The following is a 24,711-nucleotide window of genomic DNA, read 5'->3' as shown; positions in this document are numbered from 1 at the left end:
CATGAGGGTCGCTCCCGGGCGGGGTCAGGTGCTCATCGCCGTCGTGATGTTCGCCCTGACCATGGTGGCCGGGTCGATCGACGCGATCACGTTCCTCGGGCTCGGGCACGTCTTCGCCGCACTCGCCACCGGGAACGTGCTGCTGCTCGGCTTCGGGGTGGGCGGCACGACGGGTACGCCGATCGCCCGGCCGGCCGAGGCGCTGGGCGCGTTCGTGGCCGGGGTGGTGCTCGCCCACGTCCTGATCACCTACCGCCTCGGCCGTAGCCGGCGCTGGTTCCTGGCGACGCTGGGCGGCGAGGTCGCGCTGCTGGCCGGTACCGGGGCCTACGTGCTGGCCGGCAACGGCGATGCGCGACTGCCCCTGCACGGGGCGAGCCTGACCGTCCTGCTGCTCGCGGTCACCATGGGCTGGCACAGCCGGGTGGTCGACGAGGCGCGGATCCCGGACATGCCGACGACGGTGCTGCAGACCTCGCTGGTGAAGGCGATCGCGGACCTCCTGCCGTTCCGCCCGTCCGCACAAGCCACAGCGACCACACCAGACGCACCAGACGCACCGAGGCTGACCCGGATGCGCCGGATGGCGACGGTGGCCGGCATCTTCCTCGGCGGCCTCGGCGGGGCGCTGCTGCACCGGCTCGGGGTCGGCCCCGCGCTGCTCGGGGTCGCCGGTTTCGAGGCGGCCGTCGCGGTGCTCTACTCCCGCACGCCCCGGCTGGGGCCCGCCGGCAGCGGCGACCCGGAGACCGCCGGCTGAGCCGGACGGCTCCGAGCAGCGCGGACCCGGACGGCTGTCAGGGCGCCGGGGAGGGGTAGACCAGGACGTCCGTGACGGCGTCCACCTGGTACGAGGTCCCCTGCGCGCTGGGGTCGGAGCCGTTCGCCAGCGTCACCGACCAGCAGGGACGCCACTGGGTGCCGACCAGCGCGGCCACCATCTGGACCTTCAGCACCGCCCCCGGATGCGCGGCGCCCACCGTCGCGACCGCGACCTGGCGGGAGACGGTGGCCGGGACCAGCTGCGGGTCGGGCACGTTGCGCGAGGTGAACTGCGCGATCCGGCCGCCCGGGTCCACCTGGACGTCCAGGCGGAACGGCTCCAGCAGCCCGTCCGCGCGGTAGCGGCGGTACTCGACGGTGCGGCGCGCCTTGGCCGGGTCCGCCTGGTAGACCCGCACCGTGGTGCCGGTCAGCTCCGGGGCGTACCACTGCTTGGCGAAGGCGTCCGCGACCGCCCGCGCCTGCCCCTGCGGGTCCGAACCGGGGCCGGGGCCGGGGCCGGAGCCGGGCGAGGGGGTCGGGGCGGAGGTGGCGAAGTCGGTGCCCTTGTTCAGCTGCCCGGACGGCCACTCGATGCTGAGCTGCGCCGTCCTGGTGTTGACGACCAGCAGGTCCGGCGCGCTGTCCGTGGCGTCCTCCTCCTGGACGGAGACGACCTCCGCGTCCGGGCCGTAGACCAGCGCGGCGTCCTTGGCGGCCAGCGCCCGCTTCTCGCTCGACACCACGGAGGTGACCTTGCCCGTCACCCAGCGCGGACTGACGGCGGAGCTCTGCACGGCGAACACGACGACGGCGCCGATCGCCAGCGGCAGCCCGCTCCAGAGCAGTTCGCGCCGGCTCGGCAGCACGAGGGCGCGGCGGCGTCTCCAGCGCCAGCCGGCCGCGAGCAGGACGCCGACGAGCGCGCCGGTGGCGTTGCCGACGAAGTCCTGGGAGTCGCAGGTCCGGCCGATCGGGAGCAGCGCCTGGGCCGTCTCGGTACCCGCCGAGAGCAGCCAGCAGCCGGCCAGCGCGATCAGCGGCCGGTCCAGCAGCAGGGCCGCGAAGAGCGCGAGCGGCGCGTACAGCGCGAGGTTCAGCAGCCCCTGCCGGTTGCCGAAGGCCCGCCACAGCTCGGTGCTGTAGGTGCAGATGTGCGAGCTGGTCAGGTTGTGCCCGGTCGGGCTGAGCGTGAGGGTCAGCTCGCCCGCCAGGCAGAGCGCGAGGAGCACGGCGAGTCTGCGGTCGAGCCCGCGGCGCGGGGCAAACCGCCAGGCCACCGCGCCGGCGAGTAAGGCCAGGACGGCGAAGACCGGTATGAGGCCCGCGTGCGTGCGCAGGATGGCGGGGAGCATGGAGTGTCCTTCTAGGAGTTCAAGCCCAGTCCCGGGACACTACAGCGGAGATCACCGGCGGCGGGCACAGCCCCCGGACTCGACCGCCCGTACACGCTCAGAGCCGGTCGTAGATGTCCACCAGCCGGCGCAGCACGTCGGTGGCGGACCGCAGCGCCTGCGTGTCGTGGCCGCCCAGTTCGCCCGCCAGCTCCGCGGCCAGCGCGCGGCTGCGCTCCTCGTGGCGGCGGCGCCCGTCCGCGGTGAGGGTGACCAGGACCGAGCGCTTGTCCCCCGCCGGGCGCTCGCGGGTGACGTAGCCGGCCGCGGCGAGCCCGTTGACGAGCTGGGTGGTGGCCGCGCCGGTGGTCTCGGTGCGGGCGGCGAGCCGGCCGATCGGCAGCGGGCCGTCGTCCGCCAGTACCCGCAGGGCGCGGGCGTGGGTGAGGGAGAGCGCGCCCGCGGTGCGGGTGGCGCGGCCGCGCAGGCGGGAGTCGGCGGCGCTGAGGCTGTAGGCGGCGCGGGCCAGGCCGTCCAGCGCCTGCTCGCGTTCGGGGTCGAGGTCGGCGGCGGCGTGGCCGGCGTCAGGGTCGGGCAGCGTCGGCACGGTGGACCTCCAGGGCTGGACGAAACGGGCGAGTTGACAGCCAGCTTAGCTTAAGTACTTAATGATTAAGTACTTAGCAATCACCGCTGAGCACCCCACCGCACCTACCCCACCCACCGAACCCCCGAGGAGTCCCGTCATGACCATCCGTTCGACCGGCCAGAGCTGGGCCCTGGACATCGCCCTCGCCCAGGGCGGCTTCGACGCCCTGCACCCGCAGGCCAAGGGCACCCTGGAGCAGCTCGGCCACGACCACACCGACTTCGACAAGGTCTTCGACCTGGTGCAGAGCGGCGTGATGCTGCCCAAGGCGTGGGCCACCGTCGCCGGGCAGGCCGAGGAGCGCGCCGCCCACCACGAGCGCGGCGGCTTCGCCCGGACCGCCGCCGACCTGTACGTGCGCGCCGCCGTGATGTGGGGCCGCGCCCAGTACTCGGTCTTCGACGCCGCCGACCCGCGCAAGCTCGCCTTCCGCGAGCACGCCAACCACTGCGTGGAGCGCCTGGGCGCGCTGCGCGGCGACCGGGTGCGCCGCGTCGAGCTCGACTTCGAGGGCGGCCGGATCTTCGGCCTGCTGCACCTGCCCGCCGGCGACGTGACGGGCGCCCCCGCGGTCATCCTCGGCCCGGGGATGGACATGATCAAGGAGGACTACATCTACGCGGCCGAGCGCTACTACACCTCGCGCGGCATGGTCGCCCTGTCCATCGAGGGCCCGGGCCAGGGCGAGACCCGGGCGAACGGCCTGACCGTCGACCTCACCAACTACGAGCGCGCGATCAGCCGTTACATCGACCACCTGGCCTCGCTGCCGCAGGTCGACCCGAACCGGATCGGCATGTTCGGCATCAGCATGAGCGGCTACTGGGGCTCGCGCGCCGCCGCCACCGACCCCCGGCTCTCGGCCCTGGCCGCCTTCGAGGCCGTCACCGGCGACTTCACCACCATCTTCGAGCGGGCCCAGCCCACCTTCAAGAACAACTACATGTTCATGGCCGGCTACACCGACGAGGAGGCCTTCGACCGCGAGCTGGTCGCCCGGATGCCGCTGGGCGACCTCGTCCAGGACATCACCTGCCCGGTCCTGTACGGCATCGGCGAGTTCGACGAGCTCACCGTGCTCGAGCAGGCGATGGCCACCTACGAGCGGGTCCGCGCCCCCAAGGAGCTGCGCGTCTACGAGAACGAGTTCCACCCGCTGGGCGGGGTCGCGGCCGAGATCTTCCGGTTCGGCGCCGAGTGGGTCGAGCGCGCCCTGAACGGCGAACTCGCCGAGCCGGGGCGCGACGTGCGGCACTACGTGCACGCCGACGGCCGCACCACCGACGGCACCGCCGACCCCGCCTGGTGGCTGGGCACCGTCCCCGCCCAGATCACCGCGGCACGCCGGGCCTGAACGGGGGCGCCTCGGGGCCGCCTCCGAACCCGGCGGCCCCCGCCCGACGGTGCGTCAGTCCAGCACCGGCAGGAGCTGCGGCAGGTGCCCGTCGGAGCCCAGCGCCACCGCGCGCCGCTCCTCGTCCACCTCGCCGTAGGTCGTGGTGCGCTGGCGCGCGGGGCGCCCGGCGGCCTCGGCGATCGCCTCCAGGTCCCGGATGGACTTGTAGCTCCCGTACGCGGAGCCGGCCATCCGGGAGATGGTCTCCTCCATCAGGGTGCCGCCGAGGTCGTTGGCGCCGCTGCGGAGCATCTCGGCCGCGCCGTCCGCGCCCAGCTTCACCCAGCTGGTCTGGATGTTGGGGATGTGCGGGTGCAGCAGCAGCCGGGCCATCGCGACCACCGCGCGGTTGTCGCGGTGGGTCGGGCCCGGGCGGGCGATGCCGGCCAGGTAGACCGGGGCGTTGGTGTGGATGAACGGCAGCGTGACGAACTCCGTGAAGCCGCCGGTGCGCTGCTGGATCGAGGCGAGCAGCCGCAGGTGGCCGAGCCAGTGCGCCGGGGTGTCGACGTGCCCGTACATCATCGTGGAGGAGGAGCGGATGCCCAGGTCGTGGGCGGTGCTGACGACCTCCACCCAGGTGTCGGCGGGCAGTTTGCCCTTGGTGAGGATCCACCGCACGTCGTCGTCCAGGATCTCGGCCGCCGTGCCCGGGATGCTGTCCAGCCCGGCCTCCTTGGCGGCGCTCAGCCACTCGCGGATCGAGAGCCCGGTGCGGGTCGCCCCGTTGACCACCTCCATCGGCGAGAAGGCGTGCACGTGGATGCCCGGCACCCGCTGCTTGACCGCCCGCGCGATGTCGAAGTAGGCGGTGCCCGGCAGGTCCGGGTGGATGCCGCCCTGCATGCAGACCTCGGTGGCGCCCACCTCCCAGGCCTGGGCGGCGCGTTCGGCCACCTGGTCGAGCGAGAGGGTGTAGGCGTCGGCGTCGGTGCGGCGCTGCGCGAAGGCGCAGAAGCGGCAGCCGGTGTAACAGACGTTGGTGAAGTTGATGTTGCGGGTGACGCAGTAGGTGACGGTGTCGCCGACCACCGAGCGGCGCAGGTCGTCGGCGACCTGGCAGAGCGCGTCCAGGGCCGGGCCGTCCGCCTGGAAGAGGGTGAGCGCCTGGTCGTCCGTCAGCTTGGTGGGATCGTCGGCGGCCACCTTGAGCGCGGCGCGCACATCACCGCCCAGGCGGGCGGCCGGCACCGCGGCGGCCTGCTCGCGCAGCGCCTCCCAGTCGCCGTAGACCTCGTCGAAGTCGCCGCGGCGGTCGCCGGTACGGCCCTCGGTGTCGATCTCGTGGTGCAGTTCGGTGCGCCCGGAGGAGCCCAGGTCCTCCGGCTCCTGCCAGGGGCGGCCCAGCACCGGCGCGTCCTCGCGGGCGAGCGCCGTCCCGGGCTCCACCAGGCCCTCCACGTGCGGCCGCAGGCGCGGGTCCAGCCAGGGCTCGCCGCGCTTGAGGTACTCCGGGTAGACGGTGAGCCGCTCGCGCAGCCGGTAGCCCTGTTCGGCGGTGCGGGCGGCCAGTTCGGCGATCTGCGGCCAGGGCGCCTCGGGGTTCACGTGGTCCGGGGTGAGCGGGGAGACGCCGCCCCAGTCGTCGATGCCCGCGCCGATGATCAGCTCGTACTCTCCGGCGACCAGGTTCGGCGGCGCCTGCAGCCGCGTCCCCGGGCCCAGCACCACCCGGGCGACCGCGATGCAGGCGGCGATCTCCTGGAGTTCCGCATCCGGCATGCCGCGCATCGCGGTGTCCGGCTTGGCCCGGAAGTTCTGGATGATCACCTCCTGGATGCCGTGGTACTCGCGGGAGACGGAGCGGATCGCGAAGAGCGACTCGGCCCGCTCCTCGTAGGTCTCGCCGATGCCGATCAACAGACCGGTGGTGAACGGGATCGCCGTGCGCCCGGCGTCCTGGAGCGCGCGCAGCCGCACGGCGGGCTCCTTGTCCGGCGAGCCGTAGTGCGGGCCGTCGGGCTCGGACCACAGGCGGGTCGCGGTGGTCTCCAGCATCATGCCCATGCTCGGCGAAACGGGCTTCAGCCGCTGGAAGTCGGTCCAGCTGCAGACCCCCGGGTTGAGGTGCGGCAGCAGGCCGGTCTCCTCCAGCACCCGCACCGAGATCGCGCGCAGATAGGAGATGGTGTCGTCGTAGCCGTGCGCGTCCAGCCACTCGCGGGCCTCGGGCCAGCGGTCCTCGGGGCGGTCGCCGAGGGTGAACAGGGCCTCCTTGCAGCCCAGTGCGGCGCCCTTGCGGCAGATGTCCAGGACCTCGTCCGGGGAGAGGAACATCCCCTGGCCCTCCCGGCGCAGCTTGCCGGGGACGGTGACGAAGGTGCAGTAGCGGCAGCGGTCCCGGCAGAGCCGGGTGAGCGGGACGAAGACCTTCTTGGAGTAGGTGATGACGCCCTCGCGGCCGACCGCCGCCAGGCCCTGGTCACGCAGCCGGGCCGCGGTGGCGCACAGGTCCGCCAAGTCCTCGTCCCTGGCCTGGAGGAGGACGGCGGCCTCCGCGGTGTCCAGCGCCACCCCGTCCCTGGCCCGGCGCAGCGCGCGACGCATCGCGTTCGCGGTCGGCCGCGCGGTGGGTGTCGGCAGCGCGGTCGGCCGCGCGCTCGCGGTCGGCGTCGTCGGCGGCGTGGCAGAGGGCGTGGCGTCCATGCGCCGACCCTACGCCAGCAGGAGTACCCCACGTCCCCCAGAACCCTGATATCGCCTCAGGGTTGCCTGAGCCACAAGGCGTACGGCGCGGCCCCCGGGCGGGCGATGTGAGAAATCCCTGTGCGGGCTCTAATGGAACGTACAACGCAACGGCAGAACGCAGGGCGCTACGGAGGGGCTGACGCGATGACGACCGGGTACGCGGGATTCGACAGCAACGAGGAACAGCCGGGCGGTGACGACCCGTTCGCCCGCCCCTACCGCGCGCGCCGGCGCACCGCCGTGCGGGTACTGGTGCCGCTGGCCGTGGCGGCCGTCGCAGCCGCCGGCGTGGCCGTGGTGCCGGCGTTGGCCAGCACGAGCGCGCCGACGCTGCCTCAGGTGACGGCCCAGCAGCTGCTCGCCAAGGTGTTCGCCGACCAGACACAGGCGCTCAGCGGCACGGTGCAGGTCTCCACCGACCTGGGCATCCCGAGCCAGGTGCTCCAGCTGGCCGGCCAGGGCGGGCTCGCCGGGACGGCCAACGCCGCGGGGGCGGCGGGCGGCAGCGGCCAGTCCAAGGAGCGCAACGGGGCTGCCGCCGCCGATCCGCAGGCCAAGCTGACCGCCCTGCTCGCCGGGGACCACACGCTGCGGGTCGCGGCCGACGGCCCGGACAAGCAGCGCGTCGCGCTGGTGGAGCCGCTGGCGGAGTACGACCTGATCCACAACGGCGACCAGGCCTGGGCCTGGGACAGCGCCAGCAACCAGGCGCTGCACCTGGCCGACGGGCCGAGCACGGCCAAGGACGCGGCCGGGCACGCCAAGGACCCCAGGAGTCCACTCGACGGGGTGCCGACCACCCCGCAGCAGGCCGCCCAGCAGCTGCTGGCCGGCAGCGCGGGCAGCTCGGACGTCTCGGTGGCCGGCACCACCACGGTGGCCGGGCGCAGCGCCTACCAGTTGAGCGTCAAGCCCAAGCAGTCCGGCTCGACGATCGCCGAGGTGAAGGTCGCGGTCGACTCCGCCACCGGCACCCCGCTCGCGGTGGTCGCCACCTCGACCTCGGGCAGCACCATGCTGGACGCGCACTTCAGCGACGTCTCGTTCACCAGGCCGAGCGCGAGCACCTTCGACTTCACCCCGCCCAAGGGCGCCAAGGTGGTCGAGCAGGCCCCCGCGCAGCACGGGAAGGACGAGGCGGACCGCGCGCAGCAGCCGGGCAGCACGAACGGCGCGAAGGTGATCGGCAGCGACTGGACCAGCGTGGTCTCGTTCGCGCTCCCCGCCACGACCGCCACAGCCCCGCAGAGCGGCAGCGGGCACCACCGGCAGCTGCCCAGCGCCACCGAGCTGGTCAAGTCGCTCGGCAAGCCGGTGGCCGATGGCACGCTGATCAGCACCAAGGTGGTCAACGTGCTGATCACTGACGACAACCATGTCTACGCCGGTGCGGTCACCCTGCCGGTGCTCCAGGCCGCGGCGGGAGTGAAGTAGATGACGCAGTCTCCGACCGTGGACACGGCGGAGACCACCGAGGGGGGCCAGGTCGCCGAGGCGGCCGCGGCCCCCCTCGGCGGCCCGCCGGTGATCCGTACCCAAGGCCTGACCAAGCGCTTCGCCGGCGGGCAGCTGGCCGTGGACGGCCTGGACCTGACGGTGCCGCGCGGCAGCGTCTTCGGGTTCCTCGGCCCGAACGGCTCGGGCAAGACCACCACCATCCGGATGCTGATGGGCCTGATCGCCCCGACCTCCGGGGTGGCCGCCGTGCTCGGCGCGCCGATGCCGCAGGCGGCGGCCGCCGTGCTGCCCCGGGTCGGCGCGCTGATCGAGGGGCCCGCGCTCTACGGCTTCCTCTCCGGGCGCGACAACCTGATCCGCTACGACTCGGCCGACCCGACCTCCGACCCGCGCACCCGCAAGGAGCGGGTGGCACACGCGCTGGAGAGGGTCGGGCTGGCGGCCGCGGCGGGAAAGAAGGCGCGGGCCTACTCGCTGGGCATGAAGCAGCGCCTGGGCCTGGCCGCCGCCCTGCTCCAGCCGCGCGAGCTGCTGGTGCTGGACGAGCCGACCAACGGCCTGGACCCGCAGGGCATGCGGGAGATCCGGGCGCTGGTGCGCGAGGTCGCGGCGGAGGGGACCACCGTCTTCCTCTCCTCCCACCTGCTGGACGAGATCGAGCAGGTCTGCACGCACGCCGCCGTGATGTCCAAGGGCCGGCTGGTGGTGCAGGGCACGGTGGCCGAGCTGGCCGCCCGGGCACAGGGCCGGCTGGTGGTCCGCACGGCGGACGCCGAGGCGGCGCTGGCCGTGCTGACCGAGCACCGGGTGACCGGTCTGCGGGTCGGCGAGGGCCGGGTGGACGGCGAGTCGGGCGCCCTGGACGACGAGGAGGCGCTGCCCAGGCTGTGCGCGGCGCTGGTGGCGGCCGGGGTGCGGGTGCGCGGCTTCGCAGTGGAGCGGGGCACGTTGGAGGACGCCTTCGTGGCGCTGACCGGGGAGGGCTTCGATGTCGCAGGTTGAGACGGCCGCGCCGGCCGGGCCGGTGGCCCTGGCGGCCGGGCCGAGGCCGCAGACGCTGCCCGGGTTCCTGGCGCTGTTCCGCAGCGAGCTGTGGCTGACCTTCCGCCGGGCGCGCACGATGGCGCTGCTCGGGGTGCTGGCCCTGGTGCCGATCCTGATCGGCGTGGTGGTGCGGCTGGAGACCGGCGACATGCGCGGCGGCGACGGTGGCCCGGCGTTCCTCGCCCAGGTCACCCAGAACGGCGTCTTCCTGACCTTCACCGCGCTGGCCACCTCGCTGCCGATCTTCCTGCCGATGACGGTGGGCGTGGTGGCGGGCGACTCGGTGGCCGGCGAGGCCGCCACCGGCACGCTGCGCTATCTGCTGGTCGCCCCGGCCGGGCGCAGCCGGCTGCTGGCGGCGAAGTTCACCGCGGCGATGGCCTTCTGCGTGGCGGCGACGCTGGCGGTCGCGCTCTCCGGGCTGATCATCGGCTCGATCCTGTTCCCGGTCGGCGATGTCACGCTGCTCTCCGGCGACACCATCGGCCTGGGCGCGGCGCTGCTGCGGGTGGTGCTGATCTCGGGCGTGGTGGCGCTGTCGCTGGCCGGGCTGGTGGCGGTGGGGCTCTTCATCTCCACCCTGACCAACAGCGGGATCGCCGCGATGGCGAGCACGGTCGGGCTGGTGATCATCGTCCAGGTGCTGGACAGCTTCCCGCAGCTGCACGCCATCCAGCCCTGGCTGCTGACCCACTACTGGCTCTCCTTCGGCGACCTGCTGCGGCAGCCGATGTACTGGCACGGGGTCTGGCAGGACCTGGGCCTGCAGGCGCTCTACGTCGCGTTCTTCGGCTCGGCCGCCTGGGCCCGGTTCACCAGCCGGGACATCACCGCGTGACGGCCGGCCGGGGCATCACCGCGTGACGCCGGCCGCTGGGGCCACGGCTGCCGCCTCGGCGGCGGCCGGCACCGCCCGCTCGGCGCGCACCCGGCGCAGCGCGTCCCAGGTGAGCACCGCCAGTGCCGCCCAGACCAGCGCGAAGCCGGCCCAGCGGGCGGGCGGCATCGCCTCGTGGAAGTACAGGACGCCGCAGAGGAACTGGAAGACCGGCGCCAGGTACTGCAGCAGGCCCATGGTGGAGAGCGGGATCCGGATCGCGGCGGCACCGAACATGAGCAGCGGGACCGCGGTGATCGGGCCGGTCAGCAGGAGCAGCGTGAAGTGGCCCGCGCCGTGGCCGAAGACGTCGTGGCCGGTGGCCGCGCGGTAGAGCAGGAAGGCGAGCGCGAAGGGGAAGATGAAGGCGGTCTCCAGCGCGAAGCTCTCCAGCCCGCCGAGCGCGATCTTCTTCTTGAGCAGCCCGTAGACGGCGAAGGTCAGCGCCAGGGTGAGCGCGATCCACGGCAGCCGTCCGTAGCCGACGGTCAGCACCACCACGGAGAGCGCGCCGACCCCCACCGCCGCCCACTGCGCGGTGCGCAGCCGCTCCTTCAGCAGCAGGACGCCGAAGCCGATGGTGACCAGCGGGTTGATGAAGTAGCCGAGGCTGGTCTCCACCACGTGGCCGGAGTTCACGCCCCAGATGTAGACGCCCCAGTTGAGCGAGATCGCGGCCGCCGCCAGTGCGGAGAGCGCGAGCCGGCGCGGCTGGCGCAGCAGCGGGCGCAGCCAGGACCAGTGGCCCCGGACGGTGAGGATCAGGGCGGCCACGACGAGCGACCAGCACATCCGGTTGGCCAGGATGTCGCCGGAGGAGGTCGGCTCCAGCAGCGGCCAGTAGAGCGGGAACAGGCCCCAGATGCCGTACGCGGCAACGCCCAGCCAGACGCCGCGGCCGAGCTCGCTCTGGCTGCTGCCCTGGCTCCCTTGGATCTCCGGTGCCATGGCAGGCCTCTTCTCCGCTCGGCGCACGTGTGTCGTGGCGACGGTAGCGGTCGGGGGCCGGGGTTGTCATCTCCGTTCTCGCATTTTGGTCATGACAGGGTGATCATGACCGGGGTCGCGCGGACCAGGGCACCGCGTCGACCGGCGCGGACGCGGGCACCGCGTCGACCGGCGCCGGCCGGGAGGACAGCTCCGCCGCCGCCCGGCGGCCCAGCACCTGCACCAGCTCCGTGTGCAGGACGGCGTTCAGCTCGGCCCGGCCCGGCGCCCGCGGCTTGGTCAGCGCCACCCGCGCCACCCGCGCCACCGGCGCAGCCGTCGCCGACCGCAGCTCGGCCACCAGCCGCCGAGCCTGCGCCTCCGACGCGGCCGCCCGCTTCGCAGCCCTGGTCGCACGCGACGCCCGCAGACTCAGCGCCAGTGAGAGCGCGATCAGGAAGAAGACAAGGACACCCAGCACGAATTCCCCCAAGTGACGCGATTCAGTCGGCCCGCCGAGGCTACGCCCCGCCCTCGCCCACGCCCTCCCACGGGGCCGGACCGCTCAGGCCGCGCAGCTTCTCGGGGTTGAGCTGGGCACGCAGCTCGTGGAGCAGGCCGTCGCGCACCTCCACGAGCAGGGTGCCGATCGGGACACCGTCCTTGCTGAAGAGCAGCCCCGGTGCGCCGTTGATCCAGACCGGCTCGCTCACCACGCCCGCCATCTCCGGCTTGGCCAGCACCCCGAGCAGCCAGCGCGCCACGTGGTCGGGCCCGTACAGCGGCCGACGGGCGGCGCGCACCACGCCGCCGCCGTCCGACCAGGCGGTCACCTCGGGTGCGAGCAGCTCCATCACCCGGGCCGCGTCGCCGGTGGCGCAGGCGGCCATGAAGCGCTCGGTCGCCTCGCGGCGCCGGCCCGGGTCGGTGTCGAAGCGCGGCTGCCGGGCGGCCACGTGCGCCTTGGCCCGGTGCGCGGTCTGCCGCACCGCCGCCTGCGACTTGTCCAGCGCCTGGGCGATCTCGCCGGTGGAGTAGTCGAAGACCTCGCGCAGCACGAAGACGGCACGCTCCAGCGGGCTGAGCGTCTCCAGCACCACCAGCATGGCGAGCGAGACGGAGTCGGCGAGTTCGGCGAACTCGGCGGCGTCCGGCTCGGTCAGCAGCGGCTCCGGCAGCCAGGGGCCGACGTAGGACTCGCGCCGGGCCTGGGCCGAGGTGAGCCTGTTGAGCGCCAGGTTGGTCACCGTCCGCACCAGGTACGCCTTCGGGTGGCTGACCGCCGCCCGGTCCACCGCGGCCCACTTGAGCCAGGCGTCCTGCAGGATGTCCTCGGCGTCGGCCACACTGCCCAACAGCCGGTAGGCGGTGGCGAAGAGCAGCCGCCGGTTTTCGAGGAAGGGGTCGTCGTCAGCGCCGGAATCGATCACTGCTCCAGGCTGCCAGCGGGCCCCGCCCCCGGGCAAGCACCCGGGGGCGGAGCAGCGACTAGGCGACGGTCCAGGTGTCCTTGCCGGCGAGCAGGCCGGCCAGGTCGCCGGATCCGTGCTGCTCGACGGCGGTGTCCAGCTGGGCGGTCATCAGGGTGTCGTAGACCGGGCGCTGGACGTCACGCAGCACGCCGATCGGCGTGTGGTGCAGCGTGTCGTTGTCGGCGAGGCGGGAGAGCGCGAAGGCCGTCACCGGGCCGGCCGCGTGCGCGTCGTGCACCAGCACCTCGGCCTGGTTGGCCTCGGTGAGCTCGGCAACGGTCAGCTCGCCGCTGGCCCGGTCGCGGAAGACGCCCTGACCGGCGAAGGTGATCGGCTGCCCGTGCTCCAGGCGCACCAGCGCCCGCTCGGCGGTGGCCTGGTCCTTGAGCACCTCGAAGGCACCGTCGTTGAAGATGTTGCAGTTCTGGTAGATCTCCACCAGCGCGGTGCCCTGGTGCTCGGCGGCCGCGCGCAGCACCGAGGTCAGGTGCTTGCGGTCGGAGTCGATGGTGCGTGCCACGAAGGTGGCCTCGGCGCCGAGCGCGAGCGAGATCGGGTTGAACGGCGCGTCCAGCGAGCCCATCGGGGTGGACTTGGTGATCTTGCCGACCTCGCTGGTGGGCGAGTACTGACCCTTCGTCAGGCCGTAGATCCGGTTGTTGAAGAGCAGGATCTTCAGGTTGACGTTGCGGCGCAGCGCGTGGATCAGGTGGTTGCCGCCGATGGAGAGTGCGTCGCCGTCGCCGGTGACCACCCAGACGCTCAGGTCCTGGCGTGAGGTGGCCAGGCCGGTGGCGATCGCCGGGGCGCGGCCGTGGATCGAGTGCACGCCATAGGTGTTCATGTAGTACGGGAAGCGTGAGGAGCAGCCGATCCCGGAGATGAAGACGGTGTTCTCGCGGCGGATGCCGAGCTCGGGCATGAAGGACTGCACCGCTGCCAGGATCGCGTAGTCCCCGCAGCCGGGGCACCAGCGCACCTCCTGGTCGGTCTTGAAGTCCTTGGCGCTCTGCGGTGCGTCCGTCTTGGGCACCAGGTTGAGCGAGGGGAACTTACTCATCGTCGTCGCTCCCGTCCAGCGTTCCGATCGCCGCCCACAGCACATCCGCCAACTGCGCGGCCTTGAAGGGCAGTCCGCGGACCTGGTTGTAGGACTGGGCGTCCACCAGGTACTTGGCCCGCAGCAGCAGGGCGAGTTGGCCGAGGTTCATCTCGGGCACGATGACCTTGTCGTAACTGCCCAGTACCGCGCCCAGGTTGGCCGGGAAGGGGTTGAGGTTGCGCAGGTGCGCCTGGGCGATGTGGCCACCGTCGGCCCGCAGGCGGCGCACCGCGGCGGTGATCGGCCCGTAGGTCGAGCCCCAGCCGATCACCAGCACCCTGGCCCGTCCGTCCGGGTCGTCGACCTCGATCGGGGGCACCGTGATGCCGTCGATCTTGGCCTGCCGGGTGCGGACCATCAGGTCGTGGTTGGCGGGGTCGTAGGAGATGTTGCCGGTGCCGTCCTGCTTCTCGATGCCGCCGATCCGGTGCTCCAGGCCGGCCGTGCCGGGCACCGCCCACGGCCGGGCGAGCGTCTGCGGATCGCGCTTGTAGGGCCAGAACTCGCCCTCGGGGGTGTTCGGCCCGGTGGCGAAGGCCGGTTCGATCTCCGGCAGTTCGTCGACCGCCGGGATCCGCCAGGGCTCCGAGCCGTTGGCCAGGTAGCCGTCCGAGAGCAGGAAGACCGGGGTGCGGTAGGTGACCGCGATCCGGGCGGCCTCCAGCGCGGCGTTGAAGCACTCGGCCGGGGTGGCCGGCGCCACGATCGGCACCGGCGCCTCGCCGTTGCGCCCGAACATCGCCTGCAGCAGGTCGGCCTGCTCGGTCTTGGTCGGCAGCCCGGTGGAGGGGCCGCCGCGCTGGATGTCCACCACCAGCAGCGGCAGTTCGAGCGAGACGGCCAGGCCGATCGTCTCCGACTTCAGCGCCACGCCGGGGCCCGAGGTGGTGGTCACGCCCAGCGCGCCGCCGAAGGCCGCGCCCAGCGCCGCGCCGATGCCCGCGATCTCGTCCTCGGCCTGGAAGGTCCGCACGCCGAAGTTCTTGTGCCTGGACAGCTCGTGCAGGATGTCGGAGGCCGGCGTGATCGGGTACGAGCCGAGGAAGACCGGCAGGCCCGAGCGCTGCCCGGCGGCGATCAGGCCGTAGGAGAGCGCCAGGTTGCCGGAGATGTTGCGGTAGGTGCCGGCGGGCAGCCTGGCCGGGGCCACCTCGTAGGAGACCGCGAAGTCCTCGGTGGTCTCACCGAAGTTCCACCCCGCCTTGAAAGCCGTGATGTTGGCCTCGGCGATGGCCGGCTTCTTGGCGAACTTGGTCCGCAGGAACGACTCGGTGCCCTGGGTGGGCCGGTGGTACATCCAGGAGAGCAGCCCGAGCGCGAACATGTTCTTGGCCCGCTCGGCGTCCTTGCGGGCCAGCCCGCTCTCCTTGAGCGCCTCCAGCGTCAGCGTGGTCAACGGCACCTTGTGCAGGTGGAAACCGTCCAGCGAGCCGTCACCGAGCGGATCGGCCGCATAGCCGACCTTGGCCAGCGCCCGCTTGGTGAACTCGTCGGTGTCCACGATGATCTCCGCGCCACGCGGCAGATCGGGCAGGTTGGCCTTGAGCGCCGCCGGGTTCATCGCCACCAGGACGTCCGGCGCGTCCCCCGGCGTGAGGATGTCGTGGTCGGCGAAGTGCAGTTGGAAGCTGGAGACCCCGGGCAGAGTGCCCTGGGGCGCGCGGATCTCGGCGGGGAAGTTGGGCAGGGTGGACAAGTCGTTACCGAAGGAGGCGGTCTCCGAGGTGAAGCGGTCACCGGTCAGCTGCATACCGTCGCCCGAGTCACCCGCGAAGCGGATGACCACCCGGTCGACCCGACGAACCGGCTTCGGTCGCCGTGGCGCCGCCGCGTCCGGTCGACCTGGTGGGTCGCTCGGACTACCCCCTACTGCTGCTACCTGATCGACCTCGCTGGTCACTGCCGCGAACCTCCCTCAGGGGTACCAGCCGCGGGCGTGAGCCGTGTGCCCCGTCCGCCTGGTGCACCGATCGAATCCTATGCGGGTGGCGATTCGCTGGTATGTAACTAGAGCAAAGGCAGCCCCTTGAGTATTTCCGTGCCGTCACCTTGGGGCGGCGGCCCGGCACGCCGGGCGGCGGGGGCGCGGGTACTGCGGGGGGTGCCGCAGGGGAAGCGGTCAGGAGTTCAGGTAGGTGAGCACCGCGAGCACCCGGCGGTGGTCCTCGGGGCTCTGCGCCAGACCGAGTTTGAGGAAGATGTTGCTGACGTGCTTCTCCACCGCGCCGTCGGAGATCACCAGCGTCTTGGCCACCGCCGCGTTGGTCCGCCCCTCGGCCATCAGCGCGAGCACCTCGCGCTCGCGCGGGGTCAGCCGGCTCAGCACGTCGCCCTTGCGGCTGCGGCTGAGCAGTTGCTGGACCACCTCGGGGTCCAGCGCGGTGCCGCCGCCGGCCACCCGGACCACCGCGTCCACGAACTCGCGCACCTCGGCGACCCGGTCCTTGAGCAGGTAGCCGACCCCGCGGGTGGAGCCGGCCAGCAGCTCGGAGGCGTACTGCTCCTCCACGTACTGGGAGAGCACCAGTACCCCGAGCCCCGGGTAGAGGCCGCGCAGCGTCACGCAGGCCCGCACGCCCTCGTCGGTGTGGGTGGGCGGCATCCGCACGTCGGCCACCACCACGTCGGGCAGCGAACCGGCCTCGGCCAGGTCGTGGACCGCCTTGAGCAGCGCCGCGCCGTCCCCGACCCCGGCCACCACCTCAAGGCCGCGGTCGGTGAGCAGCCGGGTCAGGCCCTCCCTGAGCAGGACCGAGTCCTCGGCGATGACGACGCGCAGCATGTGATGCTTCTCCCCCGCGGTGTGGTGCTCGACGGCGCGTCCGGTGGTACTCGGTGGCGCCCAGTGGTGCGACGCCTCACATGGTACGGATCGCGACGGCGTCGCAGAGCCCCTGGAGGGCCGCCTTGGCCGGGCCCTCGGGCAGCGGGTCGAGCAGCGCGCGGGCCTCCTCGGCGTAGCGCAGGGTCTCGCGGCGGGCGCGCTCCAGCGCGGGGTGACGGCGCAGCAGGCGCAGCGCCTCGGCGTGCCGCTGATTGTCCGTCAGGTCCTGCTGGAGCAGCTCGCGCAGCCGGGCGTCCTCCGGGTCGCTCTCGTCCAGCGGCATCGACTGCAGCAGCAGCACCGGCAGCGTGGGCACGCCCTCGCGCAGGTCGGTGCCGGGGGTCTTGCCGGACTCGTGGCCGTCGCTGGCGATGTCGAGCACGTCGTCGGCGAGCTGGAAGGCGATGCCCATCTTCTCGCCGTACTGGGTGAGGATCTCCACCACCCAGGGCTCGGCGCCGGCCATCAGCGAGCCGAAGCGCCCGGAGACGGCGATCAGCGCGCCGGTCTTGCCGGCCAGGACCTCCAGGTAGTGGTCCAGCGGGTCCTCGCCGGGGCCGGGGCCCGCGGTCTCCAGGATCTGACCGGTCACCAGGCGCTCGAAGGCGTCGGCCTGGATCCGCACCGCCTCGGTACCCAGCTCGGAGAGCACCTGGGAGGCCCGGGAGAAGAGGAAGTCGCCGGTGAGGATGGCCACCGAGTTGTCCCAGCGGGCGTTGACGGTGGGCACGCCGCGGCGCACCGGGGCCTCGTCCATCACGTCGTCGTGGTACAGGGTGGCCAGGTGGGTCAGCTCCACCACCACGGCGGCCGGCACCACGCCGGGCGCGTACGGGTCGCCGAACTGGGCGGCCAGCATCACCAGCAGCGGGCGGAAGCGCTTGCCGCCGGCCTTGATCAGATGGCTCGCGGTGACCGTGACCAGCGGGAGCTCGCTCTTGACGGCCTCGGCCATCGCGGCCTCCACCGCCGTAAGCCCCGCCTGGACGTCACGGTTCAGATCGCGGTCCTGCACGCTGAGCCCGAAGGGTTCCACGACGGTCACGAAGACCACTCCTGTCGCCGGTCGATCATGCGGTCCGGTCCCTGTTGCGGCCGCTGCCATCCCCAGCAGCGTATCCGGTCACGAGTGGATCACTGTACGGGCGTGCGGGTAGCGCGGCGAGATCGCGCCGGGTCCGGGGTGTGCGCCCCGGACCCGGCCTGTCATCGGTACCACCTCGCGGGGCGGCTCAGCGGGCGAACATCGCCGCCTTGGACGCGAGGTCCAGGAAGTACTGCGGCAGCAACCCGAGGCCGAGCGTGACGATCACGCCGAGCGAGATCGCCATCGTGGTGAAGACGCTGGGGATCGCCACCGCCGGTCCGTTCGGCTGCGGGTCGGAGAAGAACATCAGCACGATCACCCGGATGTAGAAGAACGCGGCGACCGCCGAGCTGAGCACACCGACAATCACCAGCGGGGTCGCCCCGCCCGCCGCCGCGGCCTGGAAGACCGCGAACTTTCCGGTGAATCCGCTGGTCAGCGGAATGCCCGCGAAGGAGAGCAGGAAGAGCGCGAAGACCGCGGCGAGCAGCGGCGAGCGGCGGCCGAGCCCGGCCCAGCTGGACAGGTGGGTGGCCTCGCCCTTGGAGTCGCGCACCAGGGTGACCACCGCGAAGGCGCCCAGCGTGACGAAGGAGTACGCCAGCAGGTAGAAGAGCACCGCGCCCAGGCCCTGCCGGTTGGTGGCGATCACGCCGGTCAGGATGAAGCCGGCGTGCGCGATCGAGGAGTACGCCAGCAGCCGCTTCACGTCCTGCTGGGTCACCGCCAGGATCGCGCCGACGACCATGGTGAGGATCGCCACACCCCACATCACCGGGCGCCAGTCCCAGCGCAGTCCGGGGAAGGCCACGTAGAACAGCCGCAGCAGCGCGCCGAAGGCGGCCACCTTGGTCGCCGCGGCCATGAAGCCGGTGACCGGGGTCGGGGCGCCCTGGTAGACGTCCGGGGTCCAGGCGTGGAACGGCACCGCGCCGACCTTGAAGAGCAGACCGACCCCGAGCATCGCCAGGCCGATCAGCAGCAGCGCGTCGTTGTGCGTGGTGACCGCCAGCGCCGGGGTGACCGGGGCGTTGCCGGAGATGACGTCCGCGATCTCCGGCAGCCGGAAGCTGCCCGCGTACCCGTAGAGCAGCGCGCTGCCGAACAGGAAGAAGGCCGAGGCGAAGGAGCCCAGCAGGAAGTACTTGACGGCCGCCTCCTGGGAGAGCAGCCGGCGCCGGCGGGCCAGCGCGCAGAGCAGGTAGAGCGGGAAGGAGAAGACCTCCAGCGCCACGAACATCGTCAGCAGGTCGTTGGCGGCCGGGAAGAGCAGCATGCCGCCGACCGCGAAGAGGGTCAGCGGGTAGACCTCGGTGGCGGCGAATCCGGCCTTGCCGGCCTGCCGCTCCTGCTCGCTGCCCGGGGTCGCCGAGGCCTGCGCGACGAAGGCGTCCACCGGCACGCCCTCGGGGCGCGGGTCGAGGCGGCGCTCGGCGTAGAGCAGCACGGCGAGCACGGCGGCCAGCAGGATCACGCCCTGCAGGAAGAGCGCGGGCCCGTCCAGCGCCACCGAACCCATCGCCAGCAGGCCGCTCCTGGTGGTGCCGTAGCCCTGACTGGCGAGCACCACCACCGCGATGAAGGCCCCGGCGAGTCCGGCCAGCGCCAGCGTCACCTGAGTCACGTAGCGGAACCGGCGCGGCACGAAGGCCTCCACCAGGATGCCCGCCACGGCGCCGCCGAAGACCACCAGCATCGGGGAGAGCTGGCCGTACTCGATGTGCGGGGCGGGGATGCTCGGCGTGTTGCCGCCGGCCGCCGCCATCCACAAGCTGTGGACAGTCACTGCTGCTCACCTCCGGCAGGGATGGCCACCGGGTGGGCCGGGGCCGGGTCGGTCCGGTGGACCTGGGAGAGGGTGTCGGCCACCGCCGGGTTCACCAGGTCGGTGAGCGGCTTGGGGTAGACCCCGAGGACCAGGGTCAGCGCGATCAGCGGGGCGGCCACCAGCACCTCGCGCGCCTTCAGGTCGGCCATGCCGCTGACGCTCGCCTTGACCGGTCCGGTCATGGTGCGCTGGTAGAGCACCAGCACGTAGAGCGCGGCCAGCACGATGCCCATGGTCGCGATGATCGCCAGCACCGGGTAGCGGGTGAAGGTGCCGACCAGGACCAGGAACTCGCTGACGAACGGCGCGAGTCCGGGCAGCGAGAGGGTGGCCAGGCCGCCGATCAGGAAGGTGCCGGCCAGCACCGGGGCGACCTTCTGCACGCCGCCGAAGTCGGCGATCAGGCGCGAGCCGCGGCGCGAGATCAGGAAGCCGGCCACCAGCATCAGCAGCGCGGTGGAGATGCCGTGGTTGACCATGTAGAGGGTGGCGCCGCTCTGGCCCTGGCTGGTCATCGCGAAGATGCCCAGGATGATGAAGCCGAAGTGCGAGATCGAGGCGTAGGCGACCAGCCGCTTGATGTCCTTCTGACCCACCGCCAGCAGCGCGCCGTAGATGATGCCGATGACGGCGAGCACCAGGATCGCGGGCGCGAAGAACTTGGAGGCGTCCGGGAACAGGCCCAGGCAGAACCGGAGCATCGCGAAGGTGCCGACCTTGTCGACCACCGCGGTGATCAGCACGGCGGTGCCGGGGGTGGACTCGCCCATCGCGTTCGGCAGCCAGGTGTGCAACGGCCAGAGCGGGGCCTTGACGGCGAAGGCGAAGAAGAAGCCGAGGAAGAGCGCGCGTTCGGCGGTCGGGTCGATGACCAGCTTGCCGTCCGCGACCGCCGAGGTCAGCGTCTGGAGGTCGAAGGTGCCCTGCCCCTGGTTCTGCGCGACCACGTACAGGCCGATCACGGCGGCCAGCATGACCAGGCCGCCGAGCAGGTTGTAGAGCAGGAACTTGACCGCCGCGTACGAACGCTGACGGGCCGCCTCGGGGCCGCCGGCCCGGTCGCCGAAGCCGCCGATCAGGAAGTACATCGGGATCAGCATGGCTTCGAAGAAGACGTAGAACAGGAAGACGTCGGTGGCCAGGAAGGAGACGATCACCATCGCCTCGACGGCCAGGATCAGGGCGAAGAAGCCCTGCGTGCGCCTGCGGTTCTCAAAGGTGCCCTCGGGGGTGGGCGCCGGGTCCGCGTCGTGCCAGGAGGCCAGCATGACGAAGGGCACCAGCACCGCGGTGAGCAGCACCAGCACGGCGCCGATGCCGTCCACGCCGAGCGAGAAGCTGATCCCGAAGGCGCGGATCCAGCTGTGCGACTCGGTGAGCTGGTAGCGCGGGCCGCCGCTCTTGAAGTCGCTCGCCACCAGGGCGGCCAGCGCCAGGGTGACGGCGGAGAAGGCGAGCGCGACGAACTTGGTGGTGCGCCGCCGGGTGTCGCTGGTGCCGGCCGGCAGCGCGGCGGTCAGGACCGCCCCGACGGCCGGGACAGCGCAGGTGGTGGTCAACAGGAGACTCATGCCAGTGCCTCCTGACGATGTGTCGGATTCATACGGACCTCATCAGGAGGGTGGTGGCGACCAGCACCAGCGTGCCGCCGAACATGGACAGGGCGTAGGAGCGGACGTAGCCGTTCTGCACCCGGCGCAGCCGGCTGGAGACGCCCCCGATGGTGGCGGCCAGGCCGTTGACGACGCCGTCGAGCCCCTTGCTGTCGAAGAAGACCAGCGCCGCGGTCAGCGCGGAGCCCGGGCGCACCAGGACGGCGTGGTTGAAGTCGTCCTGCAGCAGGTCGCGGCGGGCCGCCCGGGTGAGGGCGGAGCCGACCGGCGCGACGACCGGCACCGGCGAGCGCCCGTAGACCAGGTAGGCCAGGCCCACGCCGGCCAGCATGCAGGCGCTGGTGAGCAGGGTGACGGCGATCGAGGGCAGTGGCGAGTGGCCCTCGCTGTGCCCGGTGACCGGCTCCAGCCAGTGCAGGAACGAGCTGTTGACGCTGAACAGGCCGCCCGCGAAGACCGAGCCGACGGCCAGCACGATCATCGGGATGGTCATCGTCTTCGGCGACTCGTGCGGGTGCGGCTCATGGCCCTCGGCGTTCGGCTGCCAGCGCTTCTCGCCGAAGAAGGTCAGGATCATCACCCGGGTCATGTAGAACGCGGTGACCGCGGCGCCGATCAGGGTGACCGCGCCCAGGATCCAGCCCTCGGTACCGCCCTTGGCGAAGGCGGCCTCGATGATCTTGTCCTTGGAGAAGAAGCCGGACAGCCCCGGGAAGCCGATGATCGCCAGGTAGCCGAGCCCGAAGGTGACGAAGGTGACCGGCAGGTACTTGCGCAGGCCGCCGTAGTGACGCATGTTCACCTCGTCGTCCATGCCGTGCATGACCGACCCGGCGCCGAGGAAGAGCCCGGCCTTGAAGAAGCCGTGGGTGACCAGGTGCATGATCGCGAAGACGTAGCCGATCGGCCCCAGGCCCGCGGCCAGGATCATGTAGCCGATCTGCGACATGGTCGAGCCGGCCAGCGCCTTCTTGATGTCGTCCTTGGCACACCCGACGATCGCACCGAAGAGCAGCGTCACCGCGCCGACACAGACCACCGCGGTCTGCGCGTCCGGCGCGAGGTCGAAGATCGCGTGCGAGCGGGTGATCAGGTAGACGCCGGCGGTCACCATGGTGGCCGCGTGGATCAGCGCGGAGACCGGGGTCGGGCCCTCCATCGCGTCACCGAGCCAGCTCTGCAGCGGCACCTGGGCCGACTTGCCGCAGGCCGCGAGCAGCAGCATCAGGCCGATCGCGGTCAGCCTGCCCTGGCTCGCCTGGTGCGCGGTGTCGAAGACCGGGCCGAAGGCGAAGCTGCCGAACTGGGTGAACATCAGCATGATCGCGATCGACAGGCCGACGTCGCCCACCCGGTTGACGATGAACGCCTTCTTGGCGGCGGTGGCCGCGCTCGGCTTGTGCTGCCAGAAACCGATCAGCAGGTAGGAGGCGAGCCCGACGCCCTCCCAACCGACGTACAGCAGGAGGTAGTTGTCCGCCAGCACGAGCAGCAGCATGGCGGCCAGGAAGAGGTTGAGGTAGCCGAAGAAGCGGCGCCGGCGCTCGTCGTGCGCCATGTAGCCCACCGAGTAGAGGTGGATCAGGGTGCCGACGCCGGTGATCAGCAGCACGAAGGTGATCGAGAGCTGGTCGAGCTGGAAGGAGACGTCGGCCTGGAATCCGGCCACCGGGATCCAGCTGAACAGGTGTTCGCTGACGGCTCGTCGGTCGGTCGAGCGACCGAGCATCTGGGAGAAGAGGACCAGCCCGAAGACGAAGGAGAGCAGCGCGGCGAAGGTGCCCAGCCAGTGGCCGAACCGGTCCAGGGCCCGGCCGCCGAGCAGCAGCAGGGCAGCACCGAGCAGCGGAGCCGCCACGAGCAGCGGAATCAGAGAGTTCACTTAAGGCCCCTACAGCTTCATCAGGTTGCTGTCGTCGACCGAAGCCGAGTGCCTGGTCCTAAAGATGCTCACGATGATCGCCAGGCCCACCACGACCTCGGCGGCGGCGACCACCATGGTGAAGAAGGCCAGGATCTGGCCGTCCAGGTTGCCGTGCAGCCGGGAGAAGGTGACCAGGGCGAGGTTCGCGGCGTTGAGCATCAGCTCCACGCACATGAACAGGACGATGGCATTGCGCCTGATCAGCACCCCGCTGGCCCCGATGGTGAACAACAGGGCCGCGAGATACAGGTAGTTGACCGGGTTCACTCCGCCTCCTCCGTATTCTCCCGCTTCGGGGTCTGCCTCTTCGGGTTCTCCGTCCTCGGCACCGTGGTCAGCGCCGCGCGGCCCTGCCCCTGGGCCGGCACCGGCCGCTCGGACGGCGGACGGCCCAGCCACTCGGAGGTGGCGTTCTCCAACTCGGCCATCCGGTGCAGCATGTCCTGGCTGACGTCGCGGATCTGGCCGCGCTCGCGCAGGGTGGCCATCACCGAGTCCTCGGCGATGGTGCCGTCCGGCAGCAGGCCCGCGATGTCCACCGCGTTGTGCCGGGCGTAGACGCCGGGCGCCGGCAGCGGCGGGATCTGCTTGTTGTCCCTGATCCGCTGGGCGGCCAACTCCCGCTGGGTGGGCCGGGGTTCGATGCTCTCGCGGTGGGTGAGCAGCATCGCGCCGACCGCCGCGGTGATCAGCAGCGCACCGGTGACCTCGAAGGCCCAGACGTACTTGGTGAAGATCAGCCGGGCCAGGCCCTGCACGTTGCCCTCGGCGTTCGCCTCGGCCAGGCCGGTGAAATGGCCGAGCCTGGCGTTGGCGATGCCCGCGATCAGCAGCACCCCGAAGCCCAGGCCGCAGAGCACGGCGGCGATCCGCTGGCCCTTGAGCTGCTCCTTGAGGGAGTCGGCGGCCGTGACGCCGACCAGCATCACCACGAAGAGGAAGAGCATCATGATCGCGCCGGTGTAGACCACGATCTGCACCACCCCCAGGAAGACCGCGCCCTGGGCCAGGTAACAGACCGCCAGCGCCAGCATGGTGGCGGCCAGGCAGAGCGCGCTGTGCACGGCCTTGCGCATCAGCAGCATGCCGAGCGCGCCACCGACCGCGATCACCGCGAGCACCCAGAACTGGACCGCCTCGCCGGTGGAGGTCATGAGCTCACCTCCCGCTCGTGGCGCTCCTGGGTCTCGGTGCCGGGCGCGGCATGGGTGACCTCGCCGCGGTAGTAGGCGCCCTCGTCGGTGCCCGGGTACATCGCGTGCGGCGCCTCGACCATGCCCTCGGTCAGACCGGACAGCAGCTGTTCCTTGGTGAAGATCAGGTCGGCCCGCGAGGAGTCGGCCAGCTCGTACTCGTTGGTCATGGTCAGCGCACGGGTCGGGCAGGCCTCGATGCAGAGCCCGCACAGGATGCAGCGGGCGTAGTTGATCTGGTAGACCGCGCCGTAGCGCTCACCCGGGGAGTAACGCTCCTCCTCGGTGTTGTCGGCGCCCTCCACGTAGATCGCGTCCGCCGGGCAGGCCCAGGCGCACAGCTCGCAGCCGACGCACTTCTCCAGGCCGTCCGGGTGGCGGTTGAGCTGGTGGCGGCCGTGGAAGCGGGGGGCGGTGGGCTTCTTCTGCTCCGGGTACTGCTCGGTCAGCCGCTTCTTGAACATGGCCTTGAAGGTCACGCCGAAGCCGGCTGCCGGTCCCAGCAGCGACGGCTTGTCGTCGGACTCTGGCAT

21 protein-coding genes are annotated in these 24,711 nt (G+C 71.9%); 5 read left to right on the top strand and 16 right to left on the bottom strand.

Annotation, left to right across the window (positions count from 1 at the left end):
- Position 1: 1 nt before the first annotated feature.
- Positions 2-760 carry a YoaK family protein gene (locus ACFZB9_RS04450; RefSeq protein ID WP_391443505.1) on the top strand — a complete coding sequence of 253 codons (759 nt, stop codon included), beginning with the start codon at positions 2-4 and terminating at the stop codon, positions 758-760.
- 37 nt (positions 761-797) lie between these two features.
- On the opposite strand, the gene ACFZB9_RS04445 is transcribed toward ACFZB9_RS04450, so the two are convergent.
- Together ACFZB9_RS04445 and ACFZB9_RS04440 are read right to left on the bottom strand one after the other, a co-directional pair.
- Positions 798-2,117 (bottom strand): VanZ family protein, encoded by a 1,320-nt coding sequence (locus ACFZB9_RS04445; protein ID WP_391443504.1) that lies wholly within the window; start codon positions 2,115-2,117, stop codon positions 798-800.
- 97 nt (positions 2,118-2,214) lie between these two features.
- Positions 2,215-2,703: a MarR family winged helix-turn-helix transcriptional regulator gene (locus ACFZB9_RS04440; RefSeq protein WP_391443503.1), complete on the bottom strand. Its 489-nt coding sequence runs from the start codon at positions 2,701-2,703 to the stop codon at positions 2,215-2,217.
- Positions 2,704-2,842: 139 nt separating this feature from the next.
- Here ACFZB9_RS04440 and ACFZB9_RS04435 point away from each other — a divergent pair, with 139 nt between their 5' ends.
- Positions 2,843-4,099: an alpha/beta hydrolase gene (locus tag ACFZB9_RS04435; protein WP_391443502.1), complete on the top strand. Its 1,257-nt coding sequence runs from the start codon at positions 2,843-2,845 to the stop codon at positions 4,097-4,099.
- A 54-nt stretch (positions 4,100-4,153) separates the two neighbouring features.
- Here ACFZB9_RS04435 and ACFZB9_RS04430 read toward each other — a convergent pair whose 3' ends face one another.
- Positions 4,154-6,787 (bottom strand): bifunctional FO biosynthesis protein CofGH, encoded by a 2,634-nt coding sequence (locus ACFZB9_RS04430; protein WP_391443501.1) that lies wholly within the window; start codon positions 6,785-6,787, stop codon positions 4,154-4,156.
- Positions 6,788-6,973: 186 nt separating this feature from the next.
- Here ACFZB9_RS04430 and ACFZB9_RS04425 point away from each other — a divergent pair, with 186 nt between their 5' ends.
- The 3 genes from ACFZB9_RS04425 to ACFZB9_RS04415 are packed head-to-tail and all read left to right on the top strand — an operon-like array spanning position 6,974 to position 10,169.
- On the top strand, positions 6,974-8,263 hold the full coding sequence (locus ACFZB9_RS04425) for an outer membrane lipoprotein carrier protein LolA (RefSeq protein ID WP_391443500.1): 1,290 nt from the start codon (positions 6,974-6,976) through the stop codon (positions 8,261-8,263).
- On the top strand, positions 8,264-9,289 hold the full coding sequence (locus tag ACFZB9_RS04420; RefSeq protein ID WP_391443499.1) for an ABC transporter ATP-binding protein: 1,026 nt from the start codon (positions 8,264-8,266) through the stop codon (positions 9,287-9,289).
- Positions 9,276-10,169, top strand: a complete 894-nt coding sequence (locus ACFZB9_RS04415) for an ABC transporter permease (protein WP_391443498.1) — start codon at positions 9,276-9,278, stop codon at positions 10,167-10,169. The genes ACFZB9_RS04420 and ACFZB9_RS04415 overlap by 14 nt, the downstream gene beginning before the upstream one ends.
- 15 nt (positions 10,170-10,184) lie before the next feature.
- On the opposite strand, the gene rarD is transcribed toward ACFZB9_RS04415, so the two are convergent.
- From rarD to nuoI, 13 genes are all read right to left on the bottom strand, one after another.
- Positions 10,185-11,156 carry an EamA family transporter RarD gene (gene rarD / locus ACFZB9_RS04410; protein ID WP_391443497.1) on the bottom strand — a complete coding sequence of 324 codons (972 nt, stop codon included), beginning with the start codon at positions 11,154-11,156 and terminating at the stop codon, positions 10,185-10,187.
- A gap of 103 nt (positions 11,157-11,259) precedes the next feature.
- Positions 11,260-11,616, bottom strand: coding sequence for a hypothetical protein (locus tag ACFZB9_RS04405; RefSeq protein ID WP_391443496.1), 357 nt, complete (start codon positions 11,614-11,616; stop codon positions 11,260-11,262).
- A gap of 40 nt (positions 11,617-11,656) precedes the next feature.
- Positions 11,657-12,565: an RNA polymerase sigma-70 factor gene (locus ACFZB9_RS04400; protein WP_391443495.1), complete on the bottom strand. Its 909-nt coding sequence runs from the start codon at positions 12,563-12,565 to the stop codon at positions 11,657-11,659.
- 58 nt (positions 12,566-12,623) lie between these two features.
- Complete coding sequence (locus tag ACFZB9_RS04395) at positions 12,624-13,667, bottom strand: 2-oxoacid:ferredoxin oxidoreductase subunit beta (RefSeq protein WP_391443494.1); 1,044 nt, start codon at positions 13,665-13,667, stop codon at positions 12,624-12,626.
- Positions 13,660-15,495: a 2-oxoacid:acceptor oxidoreductase subunit alpha gene (locus ACFZB9_RS04390; RefSeq protein ID WP_391443493.1), complete on the bottom strand. Its 1,836-nt coding sequence runs from the start codon at positions 15,493-15,495 to the stop codon at positions 13,660-13,662. Before ACFZB9_RS04390 ends, ACFZB9_RS04395 begins: the two co-directional genes overlap by 8 nt.
- A 333-nt stretch (positions 15,496-15,828) precedes the next feature.
- Positions 15,829-16,488, bottom strand: a complete 660-nt coding sequence (locus tag ACFZB9_RS04385; protein ID WP_391444271.1) for a LuxR C-terminal-related transcriptional regulator — start codon at positions 16,486-16,488, stop codon at positions 15,829-15,831.
- Positions 16,489-16,567: 79 nt separating this feature from the next.
- Entirely contained in the window at positions 16,568-17,578 is a 1,011-nt protein-coding gene (locus ACFZB9_RS04380) for a polyprenyl synthetase family protein (RefSeq protein WP_391443492.1), read from the bottom strand.
- 187 nt (positions 17,579-17,765) lie between these two features.
- On the bottom strand, positions 17,766-19,385 hold the full coding sequence (gene nuoN, locus ACFZB9_RS04375; protein WP_391444269.1) for an NADH-quinone oxidoreductase subunit NuoN: 1,620 nt from the start codon (positions 19,383-19,385) through the stop codon (positions 17,766-17,768).
- 17 nt (positions 19,386-19,402) lie between these two features.
- The gene (locus tag ACFZB9_RS04370) at positions 19,403-21,019 is read right to left on the bottom strand and encodes an NADH-quinone oxidoreductase subunit M (protein ID WP_391443491.1); all 1,617 of its coding nucleotides are present in this window, start codon (positions 21,017-21,019) and stop codon (positions 19,403-19,405) included.
- Between the two features lie 28 nt (positions 21,020-21,047).
- Complete coding sequence (nuoL, locus tag ACFZB9_RS04365; protein WP_391443490.1) at positions 21,048-22,943, bottom strand: NADH-quinone oxidoreductase subunit L; 1,896 nt, start codon at positions 22,941-22,943, stop codon at positions 21,048-21,050.
- Positions 22,944-22,952: 9 nt separating this feature from the next.
- Complete coding sequence (gene nuoK, locus ACFZB9_RS04360; protein WP_327068437.1) at positions 22,953-23,252, bottom strand: NADH-quinone oxidoreductase subunit NuoK; 300 nt, start codon at positions 23,250-23,252, stop codon at positions 22,953-22,955.
- Positions 23,249-24,139, bottom strand: a complete 891-nt coding sequence (locus tag ACFZB9_RS04355) for an NADH-quinone oxidoreductase subunit J (protein WP_391443489.1) — start codon at positions 24,137-24,139, stop codon at positions 23,249-23,251. The genes nuoK and ACFZB9_RS04355 overlap by 4 nt, the downstream gene beginning before the upstream one ends.
- The gene (nuoI, locus tag ACFZB9_RS04350; RefSeq protein ID WP_391443488.1) at positions 24,136-24,711 is read right to left on the bottom strand and encodes an NADH-quinone oxidoreductase subunit NuoI; all 576 of its coding nucleotides are present in this window, start codon (positions 24,709-24,711) and stop codon (positions 24,136-24,138) included. Before nuoI ends, ACFZB9_RS04355 begins: the two co-directional genes overlap by 4 nt.

This window comes from Kitasatospora sp. NPDC008050 (genome assembly GCF_042957465.1).
Classification (GTDB): Bacteria; Actinomycetota; Actinomycetes; order Streptomycetales; family Streptomycetaceae; genus Kitasatospora.
Note: the sequence above shows the minus strand (reverse complement) of the source record. Positions and strands in the feature narration are given on the sequence as shown.